24 protein-coding genes and 1 pseudogene are annotated in these 24,680 nt (G+C 69.1%); 11 read left to right on the top strand and 14 right to left on the bottom strand.

What is annotated here, in order from left to right:
• Positions 1-26 precede the first annotated feature (26 nt).
• The 3 genes from EGT67_RS15000 to EGT67_RS14990 form a co-directional block, all read right to left on the bottom strand.
• Complete coding sequence (locus EGT67_RS15000; protein WP_127916879.1) at positions 27-1,097, bottom strand: helix-turn-helix domain-containing protein; 1,071 nt, start codon at positions 1,095-1,097, stop codon at positions 27-29.
• 299 nt (positions 1,098-1,396) lie between these two features.
• Positions 1,397-1,630 carry a hypothetical protein gene (locus EGT67_RS14995; protein WP_127916878.1) on the bottom strand — a complete coding sequence of 78 codons (234 nt, stop codon included), beginning with the start codon at positions 1,628-1,630 and terminating at the stop codon, positions 1,397-1,399.
• 157 nt (positions 1,631-1,787) lie between these two features.
• Positions 1,788-2,363, bottom strand: a complete 576-nt coding sequence (locus EGT67_RS14990) for a TetR/AcrR family transcriptional regulator (RefSeq protein WP_241566043.1) — start codon at positions 2,361-2,363, stop codon at positions 1,788-1,790.
• Between the two features lie 94 nt (positions 2,364-2,457).
• Between EGT67_RS14990 and EGT67_RS14985 the strand changes: the two genes are divergently transcribed.
• Positions 2,458-3,426 carry a quinone oxidoreductase family protein gene (locus tag EGT67_RS14985; protein ID WP_241566042.1) on the top strand — a complete coding sequence of 323 codons (969 nt, stop codon included), beginning with the start codon at positions 2,458-2,460 and terminating at the stop codon, positions 3,424-3,426.
• A gap of 9 nt (positions 3,427-3,435) precedes the next feature.
• On the opposite strand, the gene EGT67_RS14980 is transcribed toward EGT67_RS14985, so the two are convergent.
• Positions 3,436-4,599, bottom strand: coding sequence for an MFS transporter (locus EGT67_RS14980; RefSeq protein WP_127916876.1), 1,164 nt, complete (start codon positions 4,597-4,599; stop codon positions 3,436-3,438).
• Positions 4,596-5,504 carry a PAC2 family protein gene (locus tag EGT67_RS14975; RefSeq protein ID WP_127916875.1) on the bottom strand — a complete coding sequence of 303 codons (909 nt, stop codon included), beginning with the start codon at positions 5,502-5,504 and terminating at the stop codon, positions 4,596-4,598. Before EGT67_RS14975 ends, EGT67_RS14980 begins: the two co-directional genes overlap by 4 nt.
• Before the next feature lie 51 nt (positions 5,505-5,555).
• On the opposite strand from EGT67_RS14975, the gene metH reads away from it, so the two are divergent.
• The 6 genes from metH to hisG all read left to right on the top strand — a co-directional run bounded on the left by metH (position 5,556) and on the right by hisG (position 12,820).
• The gene (metH, locus tag EGT67_RS14970; protein WP_127916874.1) at positions 5,556-9,125 is read left to right on the top strand and encodes a methionine synthase; all 3,570 of its coding nucleotides are present in this window, start codon (positions 5,556-5,558) and stop codon (positions 9,123-9,125) included.
• Positions 9,118-9,816 carry an HAD family hydrolase gene (locus tag EGT67_RS14965; RefSeq protein WP_127916873.1) on the top strand — a complete coding sequence of 233 codons (699 nt, stop codon included), beginning with the start codon at positions 9,118-9,120 and terminating at the stop codon, positions 9,814-9,816. Before metH ends, EGT67_RS14965 begins: the two co-directional genes overlap by 8 nt.
• Positions 9,817-9,818: 2 nt before the next feature.
• Complete coding sequence (gene trhO / locus EGT67_RS14960; protein ID WP_127916872.1) at positions 9,819-10,670, top strand: oxygen-dependent tRNA uridine(34) hydroxylase TrhO; 852 nt, start codon at positions 9,819-9,821, stop codon at positions 10,668-10,670.
• Between the two features lie 19 nt (positions 10,671-10,689).
• Complete coding sequence (locus EGT67_RS14955; RefSeq protein ID WP_127916871.1) at positions 10,690-11,577, top strand: pseudouridine synthase; 888 nt, start codon at positions 10,690-10,692, stop codon at positions 11,575-11,577.
• 21 nt (positions 11,578-11,598) lie between these two features.
• Positions 11,599-11,880 carry a phosphoribosyl-ATP diphosphatase gene (locus tag EGT67_RS14950; RefSeq protein ID WP_174910124.1) on the top strand — a complete coding sequence of 94 codons (282 nt, stop codon included), beginning with the start codon at positions 11,599-11,601 and terminating at the stop codon, positions 11,878-11,880.
• 88 nt (positions 11,881-11,968) lie between these two features.
• On the top strand, positions 11,969-12,820 hold the full coding sequence (gene hisG / locus EGT67_RS14945; protein WP_127916870.1) for an ATP phosphoribosyltransferase: 852 nt from the start codon (positions 11,969-11,971) through the stop codon (positions 12,818-12,820).
• 73 nt (positions 12,821-12,893) lie between these two features.
• On the opposite strand, the gene EGT67_RS14940 is transcribed toward hisG, so the two are convergent.
• The 5 genes and pseudogenes from EGT67_RS14940 to EGT67_RS14925 form a co-directional block, all read right to left on the bottom strand.
• A complete protein-coding gene (locus EGT67_RS14940; protein ID WP_127916869.1) occupies positions 12,894-13,703 on the bottom strand; it encodes a thioesterase family protein in 810 nt (269 codons plus the stop codon).
• Positions 13,700-13,849, bottom strand: a pseudogene (locus EGT67_RS25325) (recombinase RecB); the annotation flags it as partial. The pseudogene EGT67_RS25325 and the gene EGT67_RS14940, both read right to left, overlap by 4 nt.
• A 119-nt stretch (positions 13,850-13,968) precedes the next feature.
• Positions 13,969-14,613 carry a PAS and ANTAR domain-containing protein gene (locus tag EGT67_RS14930; protein WP_127916868.1) on the bottom strand — a complete coding sequence of 215 codons (645 nt, stop codon included), beginning with the start codon at positions 14,611-14,613 and terminating at the stop codon, positions 13,969-13,971.
• A gap of 242 nt (positions 14,614-14,855) precedes the next feature.
• Positions 14,856-15,002: a hypothetical protein gene (locus EGT67_RS25105; RefSeq protein ID WP_164877573.1), complete on the bottom strand. Its 147-nt coding sequence runs from the start codon at positions 15,000-15,002 to the stop codon at positions 14,856-14,858.
• Between the two features lie 43 nt (positions 15,003-15,045).
• A complete protein-coding gene (locus EGT67_RS14925; RefSeq protein ID WP_127916867.1) occupies positions 15,046-16,476 on the bottom strand; it encodes a WS/DGAT/MGAT family O-acyltransferase in 1,431 nt (476 codons plus the stop codon).
• Between the two features lie 539 nt (positions 16,477-17,015).
• Here EGT67_RS14925 and EGT67_RS14920 point away from each other — a divergent pair.
• Entirely contained in the window at positions 17,016-17,870 is an 855-nt protein-coding gene (locus tag EGT67_RS14920) for a tRNA (adenine-N1)-methyltransferase (protein ID WP_127916866.1), read from the top strand.
• A gap of 19 nt (positions 17,871-17,889) precedes the next feature.
• Here the strand turns inward: EGT67_RS14920 and EGT67_RS14915 are convergent, their stop codons facing one another.
• Entirely contained in the window at positions 17,890-18,378 is a 489-nt protein-coding gene (locus tag EGT67_RS14915; RefSeq protein ID WP_127916865.1) for a WKL family lipoprotein, read from the bottom strand.
• A 184-nt stretch (positions 18,379-18,562) separates the two neighbouring features.
• Between EGT67_RS14915 and arc the strand changes: the two genes are divergently transcribed.
• A complete protein-coding gene (gene arc / locus EGT67_RS14910) occupies positions 18,563-20,326 on the top strand; it encodes a proteasome ATPase (RefSeq protein WP_127916864.1) in 1,764 nt (587 codons plus the stop codon).
• A gap of 18 nt (positions 20,327-20,344) precedes the next feature.
• Here the strand turns inward: arc and EGT67_RS14905 are convergent, their stop codons facing one another.
• Genes EGT67_RS14905 through EGT67_RS14895 form a run of 3 tightly spaced genes read right to left on the bottom strand, consistent with a single transcriptional unit; the run spans position 20,345 to position 22,575 of the window.
• Positions 20,345-20,851 (bottom strand): NUDIX domain-containing protein, encoded by a 507-nt coding sequence (locus EGT67_RS14905; RefSeq protein WP_127916863.1) that lies wholly within the window; start codon positions 20,849-20,851, stop codon positions 20,345-20,347.
• Between the two features lie 19 nt (positions 20,852-20,870).
• Positions 20,871-21,896, bottom strand: coding sequence for a MerR family transcriptional regulator (locus tag EGT67_RS14900; RefSeq protein WP_127916862.1), 1,026 nt, complete (start codon positions 21,894-21,896; stop codon positions 20,871-20,873).
• Positions 21,897-21,909: 13 nt separating this feature from the next.
• Complete coding sequence (locus tag EGT67_RS14895) at positions 21,910-22,575, bottom strand: HEAT repeat domain-containing protein (protein WP_206612397.1); 666 nt, start codon at positions 22,573-22,575, stop codon at positions 21,910-21,912.
• Between the two features lie 108 nt (positions 22,576-22,683).
• Here EGT67_RS14895 and EGT67_RS14890 point away from each other — a divergent pair, with 108 nt between their 5' ends.
• Both EGT67_RS14890 and dop read left to right on the top strand, forming a co-directional pair.
• Positions 22,684-23,067 carry a nitroreductase family deazaflavin-dependent oxidoreductase gene (locus EGT67_RS14890; protein WP_206612396.1) on the top strand — a complete coding sequence of 128 codons (384 nt, stop codon included), beginning with the start codon at positions 22,684-22,686 and terminating at the stop codon, positions 23,065-23,067.
• Positions 23,068-23,126: 59 nt separating this feature from the next.
• The gene (gene dop, locus EGT67_RS14885; RefSeq protein ID WP_127916859.1) at positions 23,127-24,626 is read left to right on the top strand and encodes a depupylase/deamidase Dop; all 1,500 of its coding nucleotides are present in this window, start codon (positions 23,127-23,129) and stop codon (positions 24,624-24,626) included.
• The last annotated feature ends 54 nt before the right edge of the window (positions 24,627-24,680 follow it).

Raw genomic sequence — 24,680 nt, 5'->3', positions numbered from 1 at the left:
GGTCCGCGAGCGAACACGCCGGTCGGTCACCGCGTACGACGCAGGGGCCGGCGCCACGCGGATTCGTCCGCGCTGAGCGTCGTCAGCAGGTAGTCGGCGGCGTCCGGGTGCCGGAACGGACCCGCGACCAGGTCCGCGTACGCGTGCGCCGGGGCGACGCAGCGCAGCCCGTCGCGGTACTGCATGCGGTCGAACACCACCGCCGACCACGGCGTGGCCACGACGATGTCGGCTCCGCCGTCGACGGGCCGCAGATCCAGCGCGGCGGCGAACGCGTCGACGTCGTCGGCGTACACCTCGATCACGGTGGGGGTGGCGTAGTCGGTGGCGCCGATCCCGGTGACGGCGTAGCCGAGATCGCCGTTGGTCGCGGCCAGGCGGGAGCGCAGGTCGTCGAGACCGCCGGGTGCCGCGAAACCGCGTGTCGGACAGGGTTTGCGGTCGGCCGCCCACGCCCGCAGCATGTGCTGCCACCGGACGTCGGTGATCGGGCCGCGCGGGAGACGGGTGAGCAGTTCGCGCTCGAAGAGCACCTCGACCACCCGGTACGCCGCACCCGTGGACGCGCCGGAGAGCCTGATCAGTTCGGGAACCGACAGTTCACCGGTGTGGTCGGCGAGCGCGCGGACCACACGTTCGGACGGTTCGCCGGTGAGCACGCCGGACGGACGGCCCGGCCCCCGCCAGGGGTCGGCGTCCGCGCCGCGGTTGCGCACCCAGATCGCGGGCCGCTCCGCGACGAGGTTGACGTTGCCGGTGGCGTCGGCGTACGAGATCCCGTGCCCGTCGAGTTGGCGGCGCACCGGGTCCGACAGGTAGTGCGCACACACGAATGCCCGATCGCTGTCGGACAATTCGGCGGAGATGCGGGCGACGTCGCCGCTGAGCACGCCCTTCGACGTGACGATCGAGTACGAGACCGTGTCGCCGTCGGGCGCCGTGATCAGCAGACGATTGGGCGCCGCGGGGGAGCGGGGCCGATCCGCGGACACGGTCCAGCCGCGGGGGAGGTGGGTCTCGAGCCACGACACCGAACGGCGGTAGATGTCGATGCTCCGTTCGGGCCTCGGGTTCGGTGCAACGTCCGCAGTGGTCACATCGGCAACAGTAGTCACTCTGTGCGCAACGGAAACGGAAGATAAGCCGAATCGTGTCGGGCGTGTCGCGTGGTAGAACTCGGTTCGAGACGGAACCGCAGGAATACCCGAATCCGCGGGCCGTCTCGCTGCCGCACGGGGGATGGTGTCGACCGGCGTGGTGCGTCACGTCCCGCATGCGCTACCGGATCGACTGCTTCTAGGAGAAGGTTTCTGTCGCAACGGGAGTCGCGGGAGTGGAGTGATGCTCCGAGTCGAGCGGTTGAACCCTGGATGCATCGCGTGTCCGTCGAAGAACTCTAACGATCGAGCGGCTCTTCGAGCGCGACGTGGGGCTCCCAGCGATAGCACCAGGTGGATAGCGGTTGGCCGGATTCGTCGAGCTCGGGGCCCACCCTGGCGTAGACCTCGTTCGCGGAGGTGGTGATTGTTGGCGGCAGCGGGATCGAAACGTCCTTGGAGTCGCCATGTTGCGGTCCGCCGTAGAGCCAAACCGTGACGGCTGTTCGAGCGGAACGTGACTGATCGCTCACGGACTTGATCATATTGGGGTGCTGGATCTGCCCGGACGAAGCCGGAAGCGCCACGCCGGGTGGACGCCACTTTCCGCGACAGGCGGGCTGCTTTGCGCGCTCGCTGAACGCCGACGGACGCATGGGAGTGTCCCCATGCGTCCTGGCTGATCGACGTTCATCTGTGCAGAACGGAGTCGACGAGTTGCCGAATGCCGACCTTCAGCCTGGCGGTCTGCCCGGCTTGGATGAGGTGCTGCACGAGATCGGCGCCGAGGGCTCCGAGGAGGAGTCGGGCGAGCAGTTCGGCATCGACGTCCGGTCGGGCCTCGGAGAGCAGTCCTGCGACGTGTCGGTACCAGAAGTCGTGGATCTCGTCGGCGTGCGGATCGTCGGCGGCGGAGTCGTACGCCACGACCAGGCCGATGTTCGCGACGACGAGGTCGGTCATGGCGTCGAAGTAGGCCTGGAGTCGTTCGTCTGCCGGTGCGCCCGGACCGAGTGGTGGCGCGCCGGTCAGCACGGCCTGGCGCAGGGTGTGGGCGCGTTCGAGGACCAGCGCGCGCATCAGGCCGGCGCGACTGCCGAACCGGTGGAAGATCGTGCCCTTGCCGACCCCGGCAACCGCCGCGATCTGCTCCATCGACACGTCTCTGGGGTCGTGCTCGGCCAGCAACTGGGCTGCTGCGTCGAGAATCGCGCGCCGGTTGCGGGCGGCGTCGGCACGCTCTGCTTTCTGACCTCCGGATGACACGGCACCTCCATCGAAGCGTTGACAACTTGACCGACGGTCCATATCGTTCGGGCTACCGAAAACCGGACCGACGGTCAGATTAGAAGGTGATCGTATGAAGGCAGTGGTGATGACGGCCACCGGTGGCCCCGACGTGCTCGTGACCCAGGACGTCCCCGAACCCGCACCGGCCGAGGGCGAGGTCCTGATCCGCACCGAGGCGGCGCCGATCCTGTTCGTCGAGACGCAGATCAGATCCGGCGTGTTTCCCGCATCGACCGCGCTGCCGGCGGTGTTCGGCACACAGGCCGCGGGCATCGTCACCGAGGTCGGCGCGGGGGTCGACACCGCTCTGCTCGGCAGCCGTGTCGTGGTGGCGGGTACCGGATTCGGCGCCCACGCCGAGCTGGTGTGCGCGCCCGCGGTATCCGCGGTCCCGATACCCGACGGGCTGTCCTCGATCGACGCCGCCGCGGTCGTGATGGGCGGATCCGTGGCGATGGCACTGCTCGAGACCGCCGGCCTGGTCGCCGACAGCACCGTCCTCGTCGAGGCTGCGGGCACCGGCATCGGTGGCTACCTGACCCAACTCGTCCGCTCGCGCGGCGTGGGCACGATCGTCGCGACCGCCGGCAACCCCGCGAGCGCGGAACGTGCCCGCGCATTCGGGGCGGACATCGTCGTCGACCACACGGACGCGCACTGGCCCGCACGCGTGCGTGACGCACTGCAGGGCCGCACGGTCGATGTCGCGTTCGAGTCGATCGGCGGTGACACGGCACTCGCCGTCCTCGACCTGCTGACACCGCTGAGCGGACGAATGCTCTACTACGGGATGCTCGGCGGCGCACCCGCCGCCGTCACCACCTCGGACCTGCTCACGCGTGGTGTCTCCCTCACCGGGTGCAGCGGCCCCGCCTGGCACGCGCGAGTCGCATCCGCGCGATCCGCGGTCCTGGAACTCTCTGCAGACGGTGGTATCGCCCCGATCATCGACTCGGTGATCGGGTTCGACGACGCCGCCCGCGCCCACGAACGGATCGAGCGGCGGCGCGCGAACGGCATGTTCGTCCTGACCCCCTGAACGGGAGGGTCAGGCGTCGGGAGTCGCCGCGCGACCGGGGCGGGGCATGAGAATCGGGGGCAGCACCGCCAGCAGCAGGGCTGGCAGCAGGAAGCTCATGTCCGGGTGGACCGCGTACAGCGGGGTCAGCGCCAGCGGCGCGAGGGCGGCGCCGGAGAACCGGAGCGACTGCACCACCGACACGGCGCCGCCGCGGTTGCCGCCCTCGGCGCCGAGGACGGCGGCATTGACGCCGACGAGCACGAACTGCGACGCCACGCCCGCGACGAACCAGGCGAGCGCGGCGACGGCGGCGCTGCCGACCGTGCCCACGACCGCCACCAGCGCCGCGCCGGTGAGCGCGCCGACCATCACCGTGCGGCGTGCGCCGATCCGGTCGATCAGCGTGCCGACCGGGCGGGCGGCGAGGATGCCGGCGACACCGAACCCGGTCAGGAGCAGCCCGCGGGCGGCCGGGTCCATTCCGAAGACGTCCTCGGCGCGGAAGGCCAGAAGGAACCCGAGTCCACCGAGCGCACCCCAGCCGAGCAGCGCGACGGCACCCACGCGGAGCACCGAGGGACGCAGTGCGTCCCGCAGACGCGCACCGGTGTCGACCGGAATGTCGCGGGCGGCGTCGGGTAGCCCGATCGCCCCGAGCAGCCCGGCGACGAGCGCGATCGCGAGGAACGCCAGGCGCCAGTTCGCCTCGGCGGCGAGCCCGCCGATCAGCGGGGCGCTCGTCTGTCCGGCCGCCTGGAGTGCACCGAAGGCGCCGAGCGCGCGGCCGAGTTTCTGCGGCGGGGTCATCGCGGCCAGGGTCGCGAGGAGCAGGGGAGTGGTGAAGGCGTTCGCGCACCCCTGCAGCACTCGGGCGCCCAGGAACAGTTCGAGGGTCGGCGCCGCGAAGCACGCGACCGACGCGGCGAGGTACACGCCGTACGCGGTGCGCACTGTCCGCATCCGGCCCCAACGCGTCCCCAGAGTCCCGGACACGAGCATGACCAGCGCGAACGGCAGCAGATAGGCGGTCAGGGATGTCGCCGCGGCGGCCGCGTCGACGCCGAGTCCGTCACCGATCTCGGGCAGCATCGACGTGACGACGCCACCGCCGAACGGTCCCAGGAAGCCGCCGGCATACAGCGCGGCGAGCTGGATCCGGGTGCGGAGGGTCGGCGACTGTGCGCCGCTCACGCCCCGAATCGTCCGGGGCCGCGGCGGCGCAGGTACCGCTCGAACTCGGCGGCCAGCGCATCGCCGTCGATCTTGGAGATCGCGTCGGAGATGTCGGCCTCGGCGTCGCCACGCTCCTCGAGGGTCCGCACGTACTCCGCGATCTCCTCGTCGTCGCGGGTCATCTCGGACACCGACTCCTCCCAGTCCTCGGCCTGGTCGGGCAGATCACCGAGCGGTACCTCGACGTCGAGGACGTCCTCGACCCGCTGCAGCAGCGCCACCGTCGCCTTGGGGTTGGGGGGCTGCGAGACGTAGTGCGGTACGGCGGCCCAGAACGAGACGGCGGGCACCCCGGCCTTGACGCAGGCGTCCTGCAGGACGCCGGCGATTCCGGTCGGCCCCTCGTAGCGGGACTTCTCGAGATTGAAGCGTTCGGCCGCTTCGGTGCTGTACGCGGTCCCGGTGACGGGGACCGGGCGGCTGTGCGGGGTGTCGGCCAGCAGGGCCCCGAGGATGACGACCGTGTGGACGCCGAGTTCCTCGACGAACTCGAGCAGTTCGTTGCAGTAACTGCGCCAACGCATGTTCGGCTCGATGCCGCGCAGCAGCAGCACGTCGCGGTCGCTGCCGGGCGGCGAGCACACCGACAACTGCGTGGTGGGCCACACGATCTCGCGGGTCACGCCGTCGACCTGCCGGATCATCGGCCGATTGACCTGGTAGTCGTAGTAGTCCTCGGAGTCGAGTTCCGCGAGTGGCTCGGCGTCCCACGTCAGCTCGAGGTGCTCGACAGCACCGCTCGCGGCGTCGCCCGCGTCGTTCCAGCCTTCGAAGGCTGCGATCAGGACGGGGTCGCGCAGAGTCGGCACTGCCGCATCGGTATCGGCCGATGCGGTGGTGTCGGGGAACTCGGGGGAACTCACGTACCCAGCCTACGACCAGGCGCCGTCGGACCGCCCACTACTCTGGACGGCATGTCTGCACCATTCCACTCTGCCCTGCTCGATGCGCTCACTCAGCGCGTTGTGATCGGCGACGGCGCCATGGGCACGATGCTGCAGGCCGCGGATCTGACTCTCGACGATTTCCTCGGGCTCGAGGGCTGCAACGAGATTCTCAACGAAACGCGCCCCGACGTGCTGCGCGACATCCACCGCGCGTACTTCGAAGCCGGCGCCGACGCGGTCGAAACCAACACGTTCGGCTGCAACCTGCCGAACCTCGCCGACTACGACATCGCCCACCGCATCCGCGATCTCTCCGAGCGCGGCACCCGCCTCGCCCGTGAGGTCGCGGACGAGATGGGTCCCGGTCGCGACGGCATGGGGCGCTTCGTCCTCGGTTCGATGGGTCCCGGCACCAAGCTGCCCACACTCGGCCACGCGCCGTTCGCGGTGCTCCGCGACGCCTACACCGAATCGGCGCTCGGCATGATCGAGGGCGGCGCCGACGCGATCCTCGTCGAGACGTGCCAGGACCTGCTCCAGGTCAAGGCCGCGATCATCGGCAGCCAGCACGCGATGGAGAAGCTGGGCCGCCGCCTGCCGATCATCACGCACGTGACCGTCGAGACGACGGGAACGATGCTGCTCGGCAGTGAGATCGGTGCGGCGCTGACGGCGCTCGAGCCGCTCGGGATCGACATGATCGGCCTGAACTGTGCCACCGGACCCGACGAGATGAGCGAGCACCTGCGGCACCTGTCGCGGCACTCGAAGCTGCCGGTGTCGGTGATGCCGAACGCCGGTCTGCCCCAACTGGGTCCGAACGGCGCCGAGTATCCGCTCACGGCAGAGGAACTCGCGGTCGCGCTCTCGGGCTTCGTGAGCGAGTTCGGGCTGTCGCTCGTCGGCGGCTGCTGCGGTACGACGCCCGAGCACATCCGCCAGGTCGCCGAGGCGGTTCGCCGGGTGGAGAAGGCGCAGCGCATCCCGCAGCCCGAGGACGGCACGTCGTCGCTGTACCAGGCGGTGCCGTTCGACCAGGACGCGTCGATCCTGATGATCGGTGAGCGCACCAACTCCAACGGCTCCAAGGCATTCCGTGAGGCGATGATCGCCGAGGACTACCAGAAGTGCATCGACATCGCGAAGGACCAGACCCGCGACGGCGCGCACATGCTGGACCTCAACGTCGACTACGTCGGCCGTGACGGTGCCGCGGACATGGCCGCCCTGGCGAGCCGGTTCGCAACCGCGTCGACGCTGCCGATCATGCTCGACTCCACCGAGCCCGAGGTGCTGCGCGCGGGTCTCGAACACCTCGGCGGCCGCTGTGCCGTCAACTCGGTGAACTACGAGGACGGCGACGGCCCGAACTCCCGCTACCAGCGAATCATGAAGCTGGTCAAGGAACATGGTGCCGCCGTGGTCGCGCTGACCATCGACGAGGAGGGCCAGGCCCGCACCGCCGAGCACAAGGTGCGGATCGCCGCGCGGCTCATCGAGGACATCACCACGACGTGGGGGCTGTCGCAGTCCGACATCATCATCGACGCGCTCACGTTCCCGATCTCGACGGGTCAGGAGGAGGTGCGCCGGGACGGCATCGAGACGATCGACGCGATCCGCGAGATCAAGCGGCGCTACCCGGACGTCCACTTCACCCTGGGCATCTCGAACATCTCGTTCGGCCTCAATCCGGCCGCCCGGCAGGTGCTCAACTCGGTGTTCCTGCACGAGTGCACCGAGGCGGGCCTGGACACCGCGATCGTGCACGCGTCGAAGATCCTGCCGATGGCGCGGATTCCGGACGAGCAGCGGGAGACCGCGCTCGACCTGGTCTACGACCGTCGCCGCGAGGGCTACGACCCGCTGCAGAAGCTGATGGAACTGTTCGAGGGCGTCTCGGCCGCCTCGGCCCGCGAGTCGCGGGCTGAGGAACTGGCGGCACTGCCGTTGTTCGAGCGGCTCGAGCGCCGCATCGTCGACGGCGAGCGGAACGGGCTCGAGGCCGACCTCGAGGCGGCGATGCTCGAACGTCCGCCGCTCGAGATCATCAACGAGACGCTGCTGTCGGGTATGAAGACCGTCGGTGAGCTGTTCGGCTCCGGCCAGATGCAGTTGCCGTTCGTGCTGCAGTCTGCGGAGGTCATGAAGGCGGCGGTGGCGTACCTCGAGCCGCACATGGAGTCCACCGGCGACGAGGGCAAGGGCCGGATCGTGCTCGCGACCGTCAAGGGCGACGTGCACGACATCGGCAAGAACCTCGTCGACATCATCCTGTCGAACAACGGCTACGAGGTCGTCAACATCGGCATCAAGCAGCCGATCGCGACCATCCTCGATGTCGCGCTCGACAAGCGGGCCGACGTCATCGGCATGTCGGGTCTGCTCGTGAAGTCGACGGTCGTGATGAAGGAAAACCTCGAGGAACTCAACGCCAAGGGTGTCGCGGAGCAGTTCCCCGTCCTCCTCGGCGGCGCGGCCCTGACGCGTTCGTACGTCGAGAACGACCTGTCCGAGGTCTACCAGGGTGAGGTGTCGTACGCGCGTGACGCCTTCGAGGGACTGCACCTGATGGACACCATCATGGCCGTCAAGCGTGGTGAGGGCCCGGCCCCGGACAGCCCGGAAGCGTTGGCGGCCGCCGAGAAGGCGGCCGAGCGCAAGGCGCGGCACGAGCGCTCGAAGCGGATCGCGGAGAAGCGCAAGGCGGCGGAGACGCCGGTCGAGGTCCCGGAGCGCTCCGACGTGGCGACCGACATCGCGGTTCCCACACCGCCGTTCTGGGGCACCCGGATCGTGAAGGGCATCGCCCTGGCCGAGTACTCGGGGTTGCTCGACGAGCGCGCGCTGTTCCTCGGGCAGTGGGGGCTGCGCGGTCAGCGTGCCGGCGACGGACCGACGTACGAGGAACTGGTCGAGACGGAGGGCCGGCCGCGCCTGCGCTACTGGCTGGATCGCCTCAGCACCGAGGGCGTGCTGCACCATGCCGCCGTCGTCTACGGGTACTTCCCGGCGGTGTCGGAGGGCGACGACGTGATCGTGCTCGCGTCCCCCGAACCGGATGCGCCCGAGCGGTTCCGGTTCACGTTCCCGCGTCAGCAGCGCGATCGGTTCCTGTGCATCGCCGACTTCGTGCGGTCGCGCGAGGACGCCCGCAAGGACGGGCAGGTCGACGTGTTGCCGATGAACCTCGTGACGATGGGACAACCGATCGCGGACTTCGCGAACGAACTGTTCGCGGCGAACTCCTACCGCGACTACCTCGAGGTGCACGGCATCGGCGTCCAGTTGACCGAGGCGCTGGCCGAGTACTGGCACCGCCGGGTCCGCGAGGAACTCGTGCTGCCCGGCGGCCACAACCTCGCCGAGCAGGATCCGTCGAAGGTGGAGGACTTCTTCAAGCTCGAATATCGCGGTGCGCGTTACTCGTTCGGCTACGGCGCCTGCCCGGACCTCGAGGATCGGCGCAAGCTCGTCGCGCTGCTCGAGCCCGATCGGATCGGCGTCGAGCTGTCCGAGGAGGTGCAGCTGCACCCCGAGCAGTCCACCGACGCATTCGTGCTGCACCACCCGGAGGCCAAGTACTTCAATGTTTGATCGAACCGGGACCACGTCGACGGGCGCCCTGCGCGCCGTCCTGTGGGATATGGACGGCACGCTCCTCGAGTCCGAGAACCTGTGGGACGTCGGTGTTCGGGAGCTGTCGCTGCACCTCGGCGGTCCGATGTCGGAGGAGACCCGGCTCGCCACGATCGGGGCGTCCAGCCACAACGCGCTCACGACCGTGTTCGCGTCGCTCGACCTCGACCCGCACCCGGCCGCGCTCGCCGACGCCAAGAACTGGCTGTACACCCGGATGGGGGAGCTGTTCGCGGCCGGCTTGCCGTGGCGTCCGGGTGCGCAGCAGGCGTTGCGCACGGTGCGGTCGGCGGGACTCGGCTCGGCGCTCGTGACCAACACCGACCGCGAGTTGTGTGAGTTCGCGCTCGACACGCTCGGGCGCGAGCACTTCGACCACTCGGTGTGCGGCGACGAGGTCCCGGCCGGCAAGCCGGACCCGGCGCCGTACCTGCGTGCCGCGCAACTACTCGGGGTCGACCCCTCGGACTGTCTCGCCGTGGAGGATTCGCCGACCGGTGCCGCCGCGGCGGATGCCGCGGGCTGCACCGTGCTGGTGATCCCTTCGATCACCGATGTACCGCCGTCCGCGAGTCGGGTGTTCCGTACGACGCTCGAGGGTCTGACGGAATCCGATCTGTTCGCACTGCATCGGCAGGAGGTGGCCTGATCGTGGCGACCCCGAAGATCGTCCTGTTCTACCGGTTCACGCCGCTCGCCGACCCCGAGGCGATCCGGCTGTGGCAGCACACGCTGGCCGCGTCGAACAACCTCACGGGCCGGATCCTGATCTCCGAGCACGGCATCAACGCGACGGTCGGCGGCGACATCGCCGACGTCAAGCGGTACGTGCGCGGCACCCGGTCGTACGCGCCGTTCAAGGACGCCGACATCAAGTGGTCCGACGGCGCCGGTGACGACTTCCCGCGCCTGTCCGTGAAGGTGCGTCCGGAGATCGTCACCTTCGGCGCCCCGGACGAGTTGAAGGTCGATGCCGGCGGCGTCGTCGGCGGCGGTGTCCACCTGTCCCCGAACGAACTTCACGAACTGATGGCGCAGCGCGGCGGCGACGTCGTGTTCTTCGACGGGCGTAACAAGTTCGAGGCCGAGATCGGGCGCTTCCGCGACGCGGTCGTGCCCGACGTCGCGACCACACGCGATTTCGTCGCCGAACTCGACAGCGGCCGCTACGACCACCTCAAGTCCAAGCCCGTCGTCACGTACTGCACCGGCGGCGTCCGGTGCGAGGTGCTGTCCGCGCTGATGCGCAACCGCGGGTTCGACGAGGTGTACCAGCTCGACGGCGGAATCGTCCGCTACGGAGAGGCTTTCGGTGACGAGGGTCTGTGGGACGGCTCGCTGTACGTGTTCGACAAGCGGATGAACCTTGCGTTCACCGACAAGGCGGTGACGCTGGGCCGGTGCACGCTGTGCCAGGCGCCGACGTCGCGGTACCGCAACTATCCGGACGCGGGCGGGCGCGAGCTCACGCTCGTCTGCGAGTCGTGCGTCCCGGACGCCTGAGGGTGCGGGAGCACTGACGATGGCGCGCGCGCCGCTGCCGGTGCGGGACGGACTCGGCCCGGACCGCCTCCGCATGCCGGCCGGGGTCGCCGTTCCCACGATCGCCGAGTACCTGTCGTCGCACCATCCCGACGAGGACTGGGCGGGCCGGATCGCCGCGCGGGAGGTGGTCGACGAGCACGGCCGGGTGGTCGACCGCGACACCCGCTACCAGCCGACCCGATTCGTGTACTTCTACCGGGAGCCGGCTCCGGAGGTGCCGGTGCCGTTCGACATCGACGTCCTGCACCACGCCGACGGCCTCGTCGTGGTGGACAAGCCGCACTTCCTGTCGACGATTCCGCGCGGCGCGCACATCCGCGAGACCGTCGTCGTGCGACTGCGCCGCGACCTCGATCTGCCGGATCTGGTTCCGGTGCACCGGCTGGACCGGATGACCGCCGGCGTGCTGCTGTGCACGGCCGATCCCGCGCTGCGGCGCCCCTACCAGGAGATGTTCGAGCGGCAGCGGGTGCGCAAGGTGTACGAGGCGATCGCGCCGCACGTCGGCGACGTCGAGTTCCCGCGGGTGGTGCGCAGCCGGATCCGCAAGGTGCACGGCGAGCTGACCGCGTACGAGGAAGCGGGAGAACCGAATTCGGAGACGCGCATCGAGATGGTCGAGCGCCGCGGCGCCGTCGCCCGCTACCGCCTGCACCCGCGGACCGGCCGGACCCATCAGCTGCGGCTGCACCTGAATTCGCTGGGCGCGCCGATCGTCGGGGACAATTTCTATCCACGGTTCCGGCGCCGTGACCCGGACGACTTCACCGACCCGCTGCGGCTGCTCGCGCGCACCCTCGCGTTCGACGATCCGGTCACCGGCGAGAGCAGGCGATTCGAGAGCCGACGGGTCCTGGAGTACTGAGTGCGGGCGGTCGAGCCTGGCGTGAGACAATCGATACCCGTGAAGACCTTCGAATCCCTGTTCGCCGAGCTGACCGAGCGCGCCGCCTCCCGCCCCGAGGGATCCGGCACCGTTGCCGCGCTGGACGCAGGTGTCCATGCGCAGGGCAAGAAGGTGCTCGAGGAGGCCGGCGAGGTCTGGATCGCCGCCGAACACGAGAGCGACGAAGCGCTCGCCGAGGAAATCTCCCAGCTGCTCTACTGGGTCCAGGTCCTGATGGTGGGCAAGGGGCTGAAGCTCGAGGACGTCTACCGACATCTGTGACGGCACCCGTCGTCACCACTGACGGCTGCCGGTCATCGGACAACACCTGTCGAACAACCTCAGCCAATCGTCCCGGAAGGACCACCCCATGCTGCGCGTCGCAGTACCCAACAAGGGATCGCTCTCGGAATCGGCCAGCCAGATCCTGTCCGAGGCCGGCTACCGTCGCCGCACCGATTCGCGCGACCTGACCGTCCTCGATCCCACCAACAACGTCGAGTTCTTCTTCCTGCGCCCCAAGGACATCGCCATCTACGTGGGGTCCGGTGAGCTGGATCTCGGCATCACCGGCCGCGACCTGGCACTCGACTCGGGCGCACCCGTCGACGAGCGTCTGGCGCTCGGCTTCGGCGGCTCCACGTTCCGTTACGCCGCACCGGCGGGCAAGGACTGGAAGGTCGAGGACCTGGCGGGCCTGCGGATCGCGACGTCGTACCCGAACCTGGTGCGCACCGACCTCGCCGCCCGCGGCCTCGACGCCACCGTCATCCGTCTCGACGGCGCCGTGGAGATCTCGATCCAGCTGGGCGTCGCCGACGCCATCGCCGACGTCGTCGGTTCCGGGCGCACGCTGCGTCAGCACAACCTCGTCGCGTTCGGTGAGTCGCTGTGCGACTCCGAGGGCGTGCTGATCGAGCGCCAGGGCTCGGACCGCAGCGACAAGACCCGCAACCAGCTCATCGCCCGCGTGCAGGGTGTCGTGTTCGCGCAGCAGTACCTGATGCTCGACTACGACTGCCCGAAGTCGGTGCTGGACGAGGCCGTCAAGGTCACGCCGGGACTCGAATCGCCCACCCTCTCGCCGCTGGCGGACGAGAACTGGGTCGCGGTGCGCGCGATGGTGCCGCGCAAGGGCCACAACGCGGTGATGGATCGGCTCGCGGACCTCGGTGCCAAGGCCATCCTGGCGTCGGACATCCGCTCCTGCCGGGCCTTCTGACCCGCTCACCTGCCTCGAACAGCGAGGGCGGTGGCTCCCGAAACGGGAACCACCGCCCTCGCTTTCGTCGTGGCTAGCGCGCGCGGATCTGGAGGGTCTGATTGATCCGTCCCACGGCGCCGTTCTCGTCGTAGATGACTCCGGCGCACATCCCGACACCGTCGGGCCCGTACGACGTCTCGGACGACAGTCCGATCCACTCGCCCTCCGGCACCCGGAACAGGTGCACCGTCAGGTCGGTGTTGAGGAACGTCCACTCCGCGGGGTGGATCTTGGCGCCGACACCGTTGGACACGTCGGCGACCGTGAACAGTCGCTGGATCGGGGTCAGCGACTCGCCTTCCACCAGAACGGGAATCGGGCGCGCCCACAGCTGACCGGGACCCTCGCAGCCGATCTCGGCGAGCCACTGCCACTCCAGGGTCTTCACGAACCCCGTGCCCCAGAAGATGCCGCCCAGCTCGACCTCGTGCGCCTCCGTAACCGGTCGCAGGGGAGAGTCGGCCGTGTGCACGACGGCCGTGGTGTCGACCGTCTCCATCCGCCATCCGGTGCCGCGCGCGACCGCGCGCGCCGTGCCGTCGGGCCCCGCAGCCCAGAGTTCGGCGACGACCAACTCGACGCGCCGGCCGGGTCGCTCGACCCACGAGCGCACCTCGAGGTCGCTGATCGGGATGGGCCCGAGGATCTCGACGACGACGCGGGTCAGGCGGGCGTCGGGCCGGGCGTTGCAGCGCTCGAGCGCGCGGACCAGCAGCGCCGACGGCGGCGCCCCGTGCTGCATGGTGTCGGCCCAGGTGCTCGCGGTCAGCGGCGTGGACGCGAATCTCTCGACGCCGTCCTCCGCACTTCCGAGCGGTACGTAGTAGGCCAGATCGCTCACTCGACTATCTCCTCGAACTCCGAACTCCCCTCCGCGGGAACGTCCGGCCGGCCCGGATACGGCGGCGGTGTCCCTCCGAAGGCCGGGCAACGTGTCCTATGGTCGCACCGATCACACCGACGGCCGGGATCGGGGCGGAAGTCTCCCACGGCGCTCGGGGTGCGGGTCCGGTCCGGAACCCGCCCGGTGGCCGGCCGGTGACGTCCGCCTCGGTCGCGTGAAGTCCTCTGCTACTCGAGGTGCTCGGCCACTCGCCGGTCCCGCGTCACCGACCGGTCGTGAGCAGGAGGTGGTCGAGCCGGTCTCTGAGCTTCACGGGGAGATCGATCGCATCGGGAAGGGAGGTGACGAGGTGTTCGGCGATCGTTCGCAGCTTGACGTTCGACTCCTGGGAGCACCACTTCAGCACCTCGAACGCGTGGTCGGCACCGATGCCGTAAGCGAGCATCAGGGCGCCCTTGGCCTGTTCGATCGCGGCGCGGGCCTCGACCATCTCGGGAAGCGTCTCGTCGATCGAGGTCTGCAGGTCGGCGTTCCGGTCACCGGTGACATCGACGTAGAAACCCGTGGTTCCGACCGACTTGCCGTCTTCGTCGGTGAGGCGATCACCGACAACCACGACGAAGTGGATCTTGCCCTTCGTGTCGATGATGCGGTGACGGCTGCTGAAGGGCTCGCCGTCGGTGAGTACCCGCTGGAGGGTGTCGGCCACTCCGTCCCGGTCCTCGGGATGCTTGTGCTCGAGCAGCAGCTCGGTCGTGGGAGTGACCTCTCCGGGCTCGTATCCGTGCATGCGCGCCACCGCGTCGGACCATTCCCACCGGTGCCCGTCGAGGAGGAACCGGAAGCTGCCGACCCGCTGCAACCGGCCCGACAGGATCACCTCGTCTGCATCGCCACTGGCCGCCACAACCCGATTCTGTCACCGAGCAGGACCCCATGGCAGCAGGTCGGCGGCGCCCGCCAGTAGGGTGCGTGCCTGGTCAGCACCTCGCCGAGCGTGTGGGTCTGCTGCGCAAGTCTGTGCGCATCTTGCGGTGACGGAGCAACATCACTGAATTAGCGGCCGTTGCGCGTCGCAACGGCCTACGACGGTGGGCCGGGTGGCCGATCAGGATTGTGGTTCGGGCCCGATTGCTTCGTCTGGCGTGTTCAGGCGGGCGACCGCATGATGCGTCCGCCCAGATCGAACGATCGACGGCCGCGGTGGCGTCGACCGCGGAGGGCCGCCCGGATCGCCACGGCGCCGCCGATTCCGCCGACAAGCACCATCGCCAGCTCGCCCACGTTGACAGTCATCAGGAGATAGTCCTCTCGCCGGTGGGTTGGTTTGCTCAGTGGTCTAGGCGACAGCGGCCTCGAGTGCGGTCAGTTCGTTGTCGAGGTGCTCGAGCAGGGGATCGAGGTCCGGGACTGCGCGGCGGCAGCCGGTGAGACCGAAGGCGATCTCGTCGTCGGTGCTCGTGCAGGTGATGTTCAGCGCTTGGCCGTCGACGGGGAGTGAGAGCGGGTACAGGGCGCTGACTCGGGCGCCGTTCCAGTACAGCGGCCCGGCGGGTCCCGGCACGTTGGAGATCATCACGTTCGGTGGCCGGATCGGTCCGGCCAAGCCGTACATTCCCAGCGCCAGGGGGACTGCGCCGAACGCGCTCGCGGCAAGGGTCGGGATCCGGCCCAGGGCGCGCATCGACCCTTTGCCCTCGTTCATCGAGCTGCGCACCACTTCGAGCCGGTCCGCTGGATCGGCGAGGTGGGTGCCGAGATTGCACGAGAGCATTCCGATGTTGTTGCCGCTCTTCGATTCTGATGTCCCGTTGCGCAGTGAGACCGGAACCATGGCGATCAGGGGGGTCTCAGGAAGTGCGTCGAGCGCAGTCATGAACGCGCGCAGTGCGCCCGCGCACATGGCGAGCACCACGTCGTTGACAGTGGCGTCGCTGCGCTTGGCCACCAGCCGTAGCCGCTCGAGCGGCCAACTCCGGGCCGCGAATCGTCGGGCGCCACCGATGGGCACGTTGAACATGGACCGAGGTGCAGACAGTGACAGCGCGCCGCCTTGGTCGTGACGGGCGCGATCGAGGGCGCCTGCGAGGGCCGGCACCACCGCTGTGATCTCCCCGATCACGCTGCTCACCGCGCCGATCGTGTCGGCCGCGGCCCGAACTGCGGTGACGGGGAGGTGGAGAAGCCCCTTTTGCGAAGGGGGAGAAGGGGGAGGGGTGGAGTCGGGAGCAGCGGACTCCGGCACGCTCCGGCCCAGAGGCTCCCACGGGGCGGGCATGGAGCGCTCGTCCGGGTCCTCACTGAGTGCGCTCCGCAGTAGTCTCATCGCCGATACCCCGTCGGCGAGTGCGTGATGAATCTTCGTGTAGACCGCGAAGCGGCCGTCGGCGAGGCCCTCGATCAGGTACATCTCCCACAACGGACGGTGGCGGTCGAGGAGCCCGGCGTGCAGTCGGGCGACCAGGTCCATCAACTCCGGCATTCCGCCTGGAGCCGGCAGGGCAGCGTGGCGGACGTGATGCTTCAGATCGATGCTGCTCTCGTGCTCCCATCGCCACTGTCCCAGTGAGGTGAGCGAACGGGAGGCCCGTTTCCGCAGCAGCGGGGTCACCTCGTCCCGGGCGAGCGCATGGTCGAGCATCGTTCGTATGTCCGCCGCGTCGGCGCCGTCGTGTGGATCGAGCAGCACGAGCCCGCCGACATGCATCGGGTGTTCGCGGGACTCTCCCAGCAGAAACATCGAATCGGCCGGCGACATCGGTAGCAGCACAAATGCCTTTCCGCTCTCCGCCCGACGGGTCGGGGCGTGCTCCGTGGAGAACTCTGAAGTCGGTGGTTCTTCGACACGCGCCCACTTCCAGGGATGGGTAGGCGACGCCGTTGACAGGTGGTGCCGGGGGTCACAGTTCTACCTGTGGTCCGCAGTCACCGCAACTCGATTCGGCCTGATCAAAGGAGCGGTAAAGCGTTGTTCCACTGCAGGTTTCGTCTTGGCCCGCTGGTCGAGTCGGAGTGGACGAGCGTGCCGCGAAGCCCCATCCCGGGGCCCGAGTGGCGGAGGTGGTGCGGCCGGCGCCGGGCGAAGGTCGGTATCGCTGCGACTCTCGCGAAATCAGCAGGACGGCAAGGGGTTCGGTGTCGAGGCCTCGATTGGTGCGGGCCGGCGCAGCGGCGCCGGGTCCCGTGTTCGACTGCCGCCGTCAATCGACGTAGGCAGGGGGCGTCGGAACCGTCGGGCTCACACCTGGCAGGCTATGCGCTGGGCCCGGCACGGTGTCGGGCGCCACGAACGAACGGAGTGGGCGCGAGATGGCATCAGGCGGACTGGGACGTAGCGGACCGTTTCAGGTCGGTGACCGCGTCCAACTCACCGATGCCAAGGGCCGCAAGTACACGGTGGTGCTCGAGCCGGGCAAGGAGTTCCACACGCACCGTGGCGGGATCCTGCACGACGCGCTGATCGGAACCGACGAGGGCAGTGTCGTCACCTCGACGAACGGGACCCCGTACCTGGCGCTGCGCCCGTTGCTCACCGACTACGTCCTGTCGATGCCGCGTGGCGCGCAGGTCATCTACCCGAAGGACGCGGCGCAGATCGTCCACGAGGGCGACGTGTTCCCGGGCGCGCGCGTCCTCGAGGCGGGCGCCGGTTCCGGGGCGCTGACGTGCTCGCTGCTGCGCGCCGTCGGACCGACCGGACGGGTCATCTCGTACGAGGTGCGCGAGGATCACGCCGAGCACGCGGTGCGGAACGTCGAGACGTTCTTCGGGGAGCGTCCCGACAACTGGGATCTCACCGTGGCGGACCTGGCGGAGTTCGATGCGGACGCGGCCGGCGGCAAGGTGGATCGCGTCGTCCTGGACATGCTCGCGCCGTGGGACGTCCTGCCGACGGTCGCGAAGTCCCTCGTCCCGGGCGGCGTGCTGGTGGCGTACGTCGCCACCACGACGCAGCTGTCGAAGGTCGTGGAGGCGATGCGTGAGCAGGAATGCTGGACCGAGCCGCGGTCCTGGGAGTCGATGGTCCGCGGCTGGCACGTCGTCGGCCTGGCGGTGCGCCCCGAGCACCGGATGCAGGGTCACACGGCCTTCCTCGTCACCGCGCGTCGTCTCGCGGAGGGCACGGTGACCCCCAAGCCGCAGCGCCGCCCCAGCAAGGGCTGACGCCGCGGCGGGTGGTTCGTCAGGAGCAGGTCACACGGCCCATGCCGAAGATCTCGCAGGTCGAGGCGTCGGAGATCACCCAGTTGCCGTTCACCTGAGTGAACGTGACCGGGACCGGCGCTCCGCCGTGCGGGCCCGCGATCTCGGTGACGGCGGTGACGGTGCCATTCTCGGTCTTCACCTCGGTGACCTTCGCGGTCAGCGGGTAGCCGGCGAGAACCCCGTTGAACTGCTCGACCGTGGCGGCGCGCTGGTCGCCGTTCTCGATCACCGTCGTCTTCTCGGCGACCGGGACGGCCGGGTCGAAGAGGGTCGTCAGCTGCGCCTGGAGCACCTCCGCCGAGGGGGCTGCAGCGGCCGCAGCGGCCGAGGTCGTCGCGCTCGTCGTCGCCGACGACGTCACCGAGGTCGTATCGGCCTGGTCGGACGAGTCGTCGGAGCTGCAGGCGGTCATGCCGAGAGCGGCGACCAGCACACCGGCGGCGACGAGGGACTTACGGATGATCACAGTGAGGCCTTTCGTTCGGGGTCGATCGGACTCGACCGGCCATGAGGAAAGGTAAGGCTAACATGGCTGGAGGGGCCGGCTTCGAGACCGAAGGGTGACACCGGCACCTGTTCGAACACGTGTCGCACCCCGCTTTGCCCGTCGTGCCGGTAGCGTTGATAGATCGGACTGGGAGGAGCTGCAGATGAACCCGACAGAGAATCCGGACCCGGTTGCGGCGGCGCGCGAACTCGACGCACTGAGGGCGGAGACAGCGGCACTCCGTAGGCAACTCGCGGAATCGCCGGAACAGCTGCGTGAGCTCGAGTCTCGGGTGGACTCACTCACCATCCGCAACGGCAAACTGATGGACACGCTGAAGGAAGCCCGACAGCAGCTCATCGCCTTGCGCGAGGAGGTCGATCGGCTCGGGCAGCCTCCCAGTGGCTACGGCGTGCTCCTGGGCGTACACGACGACCAGACGGTCGACGTGTTCACGTCCGGCCGCAAGATGCGCCTGACGTGCTCGCCGAACGTCGAGGCCGAATCGTTGTCCATGGGGCAGACGGTTCGCCTCAACGAGGCGCTCACGATCGTCGAGGCGACGAGCTTCGAGAGCGTGGGCGAGATCTGCGCTCTGCGTGAGGTTCTCGACGACGGCGCGCGTGCGCTGGTCGTCGGGCACGCGGACGAGGAACGTGTCGTGTGGCTCGCGGCGCCGCTCGCCGAGATCGCCGCCGACGACGGCGTCAAGGATCCGGATTCCCCGTCGCGCAGGCTGCGGCCCGGCGATTCGCTCCTGGTCGACACCAAGGCCGGCTACGCGTTCGAACGCATCCCCAAGGCCGAGGTCGAAGACCTGGTCCTCGAGGAGGTTCCCGACGTCGGCTACAACGACATCGGCGGTCTCGGACGGCAGATCGAGCAGATCCGGGACGCGGTCGAGTTGCCGTTCCTGCACAAGGATCTGTTCCACGAGTACGCGCTGCGGCCCCCGAAGGGCGTGCTGCTCTACGGTCCGCCGGGCTGCGGCAAGACGCTCATCGCGAAGGCGGTCGCGAACTCCCTCGCCAAGAAGATCGCCGAGGCCCGGGGCGAGGACAGCAAGGAGGCCAAGTCCTACTTCCTCAACATCAAGGGCCCCGAACTGCTGAACAAGTTCGTCGGCGAGACCGAGCGGCACATCCGGATGATCTTCCAGCGGGCGCGGGAGAAGGCGTCCGAGGGCACACCGGTGATCGTGTTCTTCGACGAGATGGACTCGATCTTCCGCACCCGCGGATCGGGTGTGTCGTCCGACGTCGAGACGACCGTCGTCCCGCAGTTGCTCAGCGAGATCGACGGCGTCGAGGGACTCGAGAACGTCATCGTGATCGGCGCGTCGAACCGTGAGGACATGATCGACCCGGCGATCCTGCGTCCCGGCCGGCTCGACGTGAAGATCAAGATCGAACGCCCGGATGCCGAGTCCGCGCAGGACATCTTCTCGAAGTACCTCACCGAGCATCTCCCGCTGCACGCCGAGGACCTCGCCGAGTTCAACGGCGATCGGGCCGCGTGCGTGAAGGTGATGATCGAGCGGGTCGTCGACCGGATGTACGCCGAGAGCGACGACAACCGGTTCCTCGAGGTCACGTACGCGAACGGCGACAAGGAGGTCCTGTTCTTCAAGGACTTCAACTCGGGTGCGATGATCCAGAACATCGTCGACCGGTCCAAGAAGTACGCCATCAAGTCGGTGCTCGAGACGGGCTCGCCGGGTCTGCGCGTCCAGCACGTGTTCGACTCGATCGTCGACGAGTTCTCGGAGAACGAGGACCTGCCGAACACGACCAACCCGGACGACTGGGCCCGGATCTCGGGCAAGAAGGGCGAACGGATCGTCTACATCCGCACGCTGGTCACCGGCAAGAACGCCAGCGCGAGCCGAGCGATCGACACCGAATCCAACACGGGCCAGTACCTCTGACCTACCTGTGACGACCGCTCAGTCGAAGTAGTCCTCCAGCAGGACCCGGGTGTCCGGCACGAACGGCCACTCCGGGTCCTGCAGGTGGTTCTGCAGCTCTCGTTCGGTCCACCACCAGCCGTCGGTGATCTCGCTGGCCTGGTGGTGGACCGGTCCGTCGTACCGCGCCTCGAACGCGTACAGATGGCAGCGCAGCGGCGCCCCCTCCCACGTCCCGTCCCAGGAGACGCGGGCGATGGGCGCGAGTTCGACGCCGGTGACGCCCAACTCCTCGGCGAGTTCGCGGCGTGCGGTCACCTCGGGCGTCTCGCCGGGATCGACCACGCCGCCGGCGAGGCAGTCGTGCATGCTCGCGAACACGGCCTTGTCGGGGGCGCGTCGATGGACGTAGATGCGGTTACCGTCGGTCGACCGGAGCAGGACGCCGGCGCTCGCGTGCCACAGCCCCTCGGCGTACACCCGGGTGCGTGGCGCGGCACCGATGACGGTGCCGCGTTCGTCGTAGACCGAGACCACTTCGTCCATGGAGTCATCGTCGCATCGGTCAGCCCGGCGGTCGGCGTCGCCTCCGGTCGCGGTGCCGGACGTTCACGATCGCGGCCGCCGTGGCCGCGACCGTCCGGTCGCCGTCGTGGGTCAGTCGTGCGAGGGCGTCTTGCGCCGCCGAGCCGGGAATCTCCGCGAGCGCCTGCGTGATTCGCAACCGCGTGGCCGCGTCCTCGGTGCCGTCGAGCCTGTCCTGCATGGTCCCGACGACGTCGTCGGCGGCGGACGCGACCGCCGTCAGCAGGCCCAGCACCTCGGCGGCCTCGACGTCGCGCCTGCCCTCGACCACCATCTCGAGGAGCACCGGCATCGCGTCGAGGCTTCCCCGCGAGCCGAGCGCGAAAGCCGCACGTTCACGGACCGTCGCGTCCGAATCGTCCAGGACTCGCCGCAACAGCGCCGTCGCCTCCGCGGTGGGCACGGCCGCTATCGCGGCGGTGGCACGCCGTCGGACGTCGACGGACTCGGAGTCGAGCCCGACCGCCAGATCCGTGAGACCCCGACCGCCGGCTCTCGCCAACGACCAGTGCAGCGCTCCGGCCACATTGAGGTCGTCCTCCGACAGCGCCGCCTCGACCAGCGCCTCGACGGGCAGCGACCCCTTGCCGTGATCGGACAGGATCGCTCGTAGACGTCGGGGCGCGGACTCCGATTCGAGCGCGCGCAACATGGTGACAATGCGCAGGACGTCGTCCCACTCCGCCGGGGCGGCGGCGTCGACCCGCGTGAGTTTCGCGAGCAGTTCCTCCTCGGCCGCGATCCGCCGGCGCGTGTGCCGGATGAGGTTGCCCACCAGATCGGCCGGGGCGAAATCGGGGTCGTCGAGCGCGCGCTTGGCGTCGTTCAACGACAGCCCGAGGGTCCGCAGGCTCTCGACGTGGAAGAGTCGTCGGATGTCGTCGGGGGAGTACTCGCGATAGCCACCCGAGGTGCGCCCCGTGGGTTGCACCAGCCCCAGCGAGTCGTAGTGGCGCAGCATCCGTGTGCTGACACCCGAACGCCGCGAGACCTCACCGATCAACATCCGACTCCTCCTTCTACGTTTCCGGCCCGGCCGCCGCGACGCGCTTCGCCATCTCGAGCGAGAGGGTGAACCCGCTGTCGGGGTCGCGGTGGAGCCGCTCGGTCGCCTCTGCGTGGGCGCGCACGCGCGGATCGGGGCTCGCGACGGCGTCGCCCAGTACCGGGAGGGCGGCGTCGCCGAGTTCCACGAACGCACGGCTCAGGCTGAGCTGCAGGTCCCGGTCGCCCCGCCCCAGCGCCGTGGCGAGGTCGGCGGCGAGCCCGCCCTCGCCACCGGGTGGCACCAGTGCCACGGCCGCCCGCCAGGCGCTGCGCGCGACGTCGTCGTGCTCGTCGTGCAGCAGCGCCGACACCGCGGGCCAGGCGCTCCGGTCGCCGATCTTGGACAGGGTGTGCAGCGCCTGGCTGCGGGCCTGCACCCGGTCGGACCCCAGTTCGTGGACGAGCCGCGGCACCGTGACGTCGGCCGGCAGGCGGCACAGCGCCCAGGTCAGCATGTCGCGGACGAAGAAGTCCGGCTCGACGGCACACCGACCGACGAGTGTGTCCGCGAGACCGGCATCGCGGTGCGTGCCGGCCGAGAGGGCCGCCCGCAGCCGACTCGAGGGGTCGGGTGCGGCCAGGGCGTCGACGAGATGGGCGTGCGGCCCACCGTGGTTGGTTGTGTTCACGACAACCACCTCCTCCGTCGACGATTCGACTCCTTGTCACAGTGTGAGGGTCAAGCCGTTGTTCGGGCGGCGGTGCGGCGTGGGGATACGCTGGCACGAACGAGAGGTGGTGGCATCGTGCCCCTTCCACGTTCACTCGCCAAGGCCAACAGGGTCGGTCTCAACCGGGTCGCGGTGCTGGTCGCCGGGCACCTCCCGGGGTTCGCTCTGGTGCATCACCAGGGCCGCCGGTCCGGTCGCTCGTACACGACGCCGGTCAACGCGTTCCGGATGGGAAACGGCTACCGGCTCGCGCCGACGTACGGTGCCGACAGCGACTGGGTGCGCAACGTGCTCGCGGCGGGAGAGTTCGACCTCACCGTCCGCGGCCGGACGGTGCACCTGGTGGAACCGAAACTCGAGACCGATCGCTCCGCCCGGTGGGCGCCCGCCCCGGTGGCCGTGGTGCTCCGTCGAGTCGGCGCCGACAAGTACCTCCAGTGCCGGCAGGACGGTGCGTGAACGCCGCGCCGACCGCCGTCACGCGGATGCGGTGGCGCGGAACGATCTAGGCTCGTGCCATGCAGCGGATCATCGGCATCGAGGTCGAGTACGGCATCTCGTCGCCCAACGAGCCTTCGGCGAACCCGATTCTGACCTCGACGCAGGCCGTCCTCGCGTACGCGGCGGCCGCCGGCGTGCCCCGTGCCCGGCGGACGCGGTGGGATTACGAGGTGGAGTCGCCGCTGCGCGACGCCCGCGGATTCGACCTGGGCCGGCTGGGTGGGCCGGCGCCGGTGATCGACGCCGACGAGGTCGGCGCGGCGAACATGATCCTCACCAACGGGGCTCGGCTGTACGTCGACCACGCCCACCCGGAGTACTCGGCGCCGGAGGTGACGGATCCGATCGACGCGGTGATCTGGGACAAGGCCGGAGAACGCGTCATGGAGGCGGCCGCGCGGCACGCGTCCAGCGTCCCGGGGGCGCCGCGCCTGCAGTTGTACAAGAACAACGTCGACGGCAAGGGCGCCTCGTACGGCACGCACGAGAACTACCTGATGTCCCGTGAGACGCCGTTCTCGGCGGTGATCACCGGACTGTCGCCGTTCTTCGCGTCGCGGCAGGTGATCTGTGGTTCGGGCCGGGTCGGCATCGGGCAGTCCGGCGACGAGGCCGGTTTCCAGCTGTCCCAGCGCGCCGACTACATCGAGGTCGAGGTCGGCCTCGAGACGACACTCAAGCGGGGGATCATCAACACCCGCGACGAACCGCACGCGGACGCCGACAAGTACCGCCGACTGCACGTCATCATCGGCGACGCGAACCTCGCCGAGATGTCGACGTACCTCAAGGTGGGAACCACCGCGCTGGTGCTCGATCTCATCGAGGCCGGGGTCGATCTGACGGATCTGCAGCTCGCCCGCCCGGTCACCGCGGTGCACCGCATCAGCCACGATCCGACGCTGCGCGCGACGGTCGCGTTGGCCGACGGCCGTGAACTCACCGGGCTCGCACTGCAGCGGATCTACCTGGATCGAGTGGCCAAATTCGTCGACCGTGAGGGCAACGACGATCCGCGTGTCGCGGACATCATCGACAAGTGGGCGATGGTGCTCGATCTGCTCGAGCGCGACCCGATGGAGTGCGCTCATCTGCTCGACTGGCCCGCGAAACTGCGTCTGCTCGAAGGTTTCCGGAACCGTGAGGGACTGTCGTGGTCGGCGCCGCGACTGCACATGATCGATCTGCAGTACTCGGATGTGCGGCTCGAGAAGGGGCTCTACAACCGCCTGGTGGCGCGGGGATCGATGAAGCGTCTGGTCAGCGAGCAGCAGGTTCTCGACGCCGTGCACAATCCGCCGACCGACACCCGTGCGTTCTTCCGTGGGGAATGCCTGCGCCGGTTCGGTGCGGACATCGCGGCCGCGAGTTGGGACTCGGTGATCTTCGATCTGGGCGGCGAATCGCTGGTGCGGATCCCGACACTCGAACCGTTGCGCGGCAGCCGCGCCCATGTCGGCAAGCTGCTGGACTCGGTGGATACGGCCGCTGAGCTGGTGGAGCAGCTTACGAACTGATCACACCGGCGAGTCGCGTCGCGTGCTTGCAGCCCGATGAGCACCGACCATCGG

The organism is Prescottella agglutinans (assembly GCF_004011865.1).
Classification (GTDB): Bacteria; Actinomycetota; Actinomycetes; order Mycobacteriales; family Mycobacteriaceae; genus Prescottella; species Prescottella agglutinans.
Note: the sequence above shows the minus strand (reverse complement) of the source record. Positions and strands in the feature narration are given on the sequence as shown.

What these genes read in the sequence shown, in the direction of transcription:
- EGT67_RS14985 (WP_241566042.1), top strand. Translation starts at nt 2,458, where the DNA reads ATGAAGGCAGTGGTGATGACGGCCACCGGTGGCCCCGACGTGCTCGTG.
- metH (WP_127916874.1), top strand. Translation starts at nt 5,556, where the DNA reads ATGTCTGCACCATTCCACTCTGCCCTGCTCGATGCGCTCACTCAGCGC.
- EGT67_RS14965 (WP_127916873.1), top strand. Translation starts at nt 9,118, where the DNA reads ATGTTTGATCGAACCGGGACCACGTCGACGGGCGCCCTGCGCGCCGTC.
- EGT67_RS14955 (WP_127916871.1), top strand. Translation starts at nt 10,690, where the DNA reads ATGGCGCGCGCGCCGCTGCCGGTGCGGGACGGACTCGGCCCGGACCGC.
- hisG (WP_127916870.1), top strand. Translation starts at nt 11,969, where the DNA reads ATGCTGCGCGTCGCAGTACCCAACAAGGGATCGCTCTCGGAATCGGCC.
- EGT67_RS25105 (WP_164877573.1), bottom strand. Translation starts at nt 15,002, where the DNA reads ATGACTGTCAACGTGGGCGAGCTGGCGATGGTGCTTGTCGGCGGAATC.
- EGT67_RS14920 (WP_127916866.1), top strand. Translation starts at nt 17,016, where the DNA reads ATGGCATCAGGCGGACTGGGACGTAGCGGACCGTTTCAGGTCGGTGAC.
- arc (WP_127916864.1), top strand. Translation starts at nt 18,563, where the DNA reads ATGAACCCGACAGAGAATCCGGACCCGGTTGCGGCGGCGCGCGAACTC.
- EGT67_RS14905 (WP_127916863.1), bottom strand. Translation starts at nt 20,851, where the DNA reads ATGGACGAAGTGGTCTCGGTCTACGACGAACGCGGCACCGTCATCGGT.
- EGT67_RS14900 (WP_127916862.1), bottom strand. Translation starts at nt 21,896, where the DNA reads ATGTTGATCGGTGAGGTCTCGCGGCGTTCGGGTGTCAGCACACGGATG.
- dop (WP_127916859.1), top strand. Translation starts at nt 23,127, where the DNA reads ATGCAGCGGATCATCGGCATCGAGGTCGAGTACGGCATCTCGTCGCCC.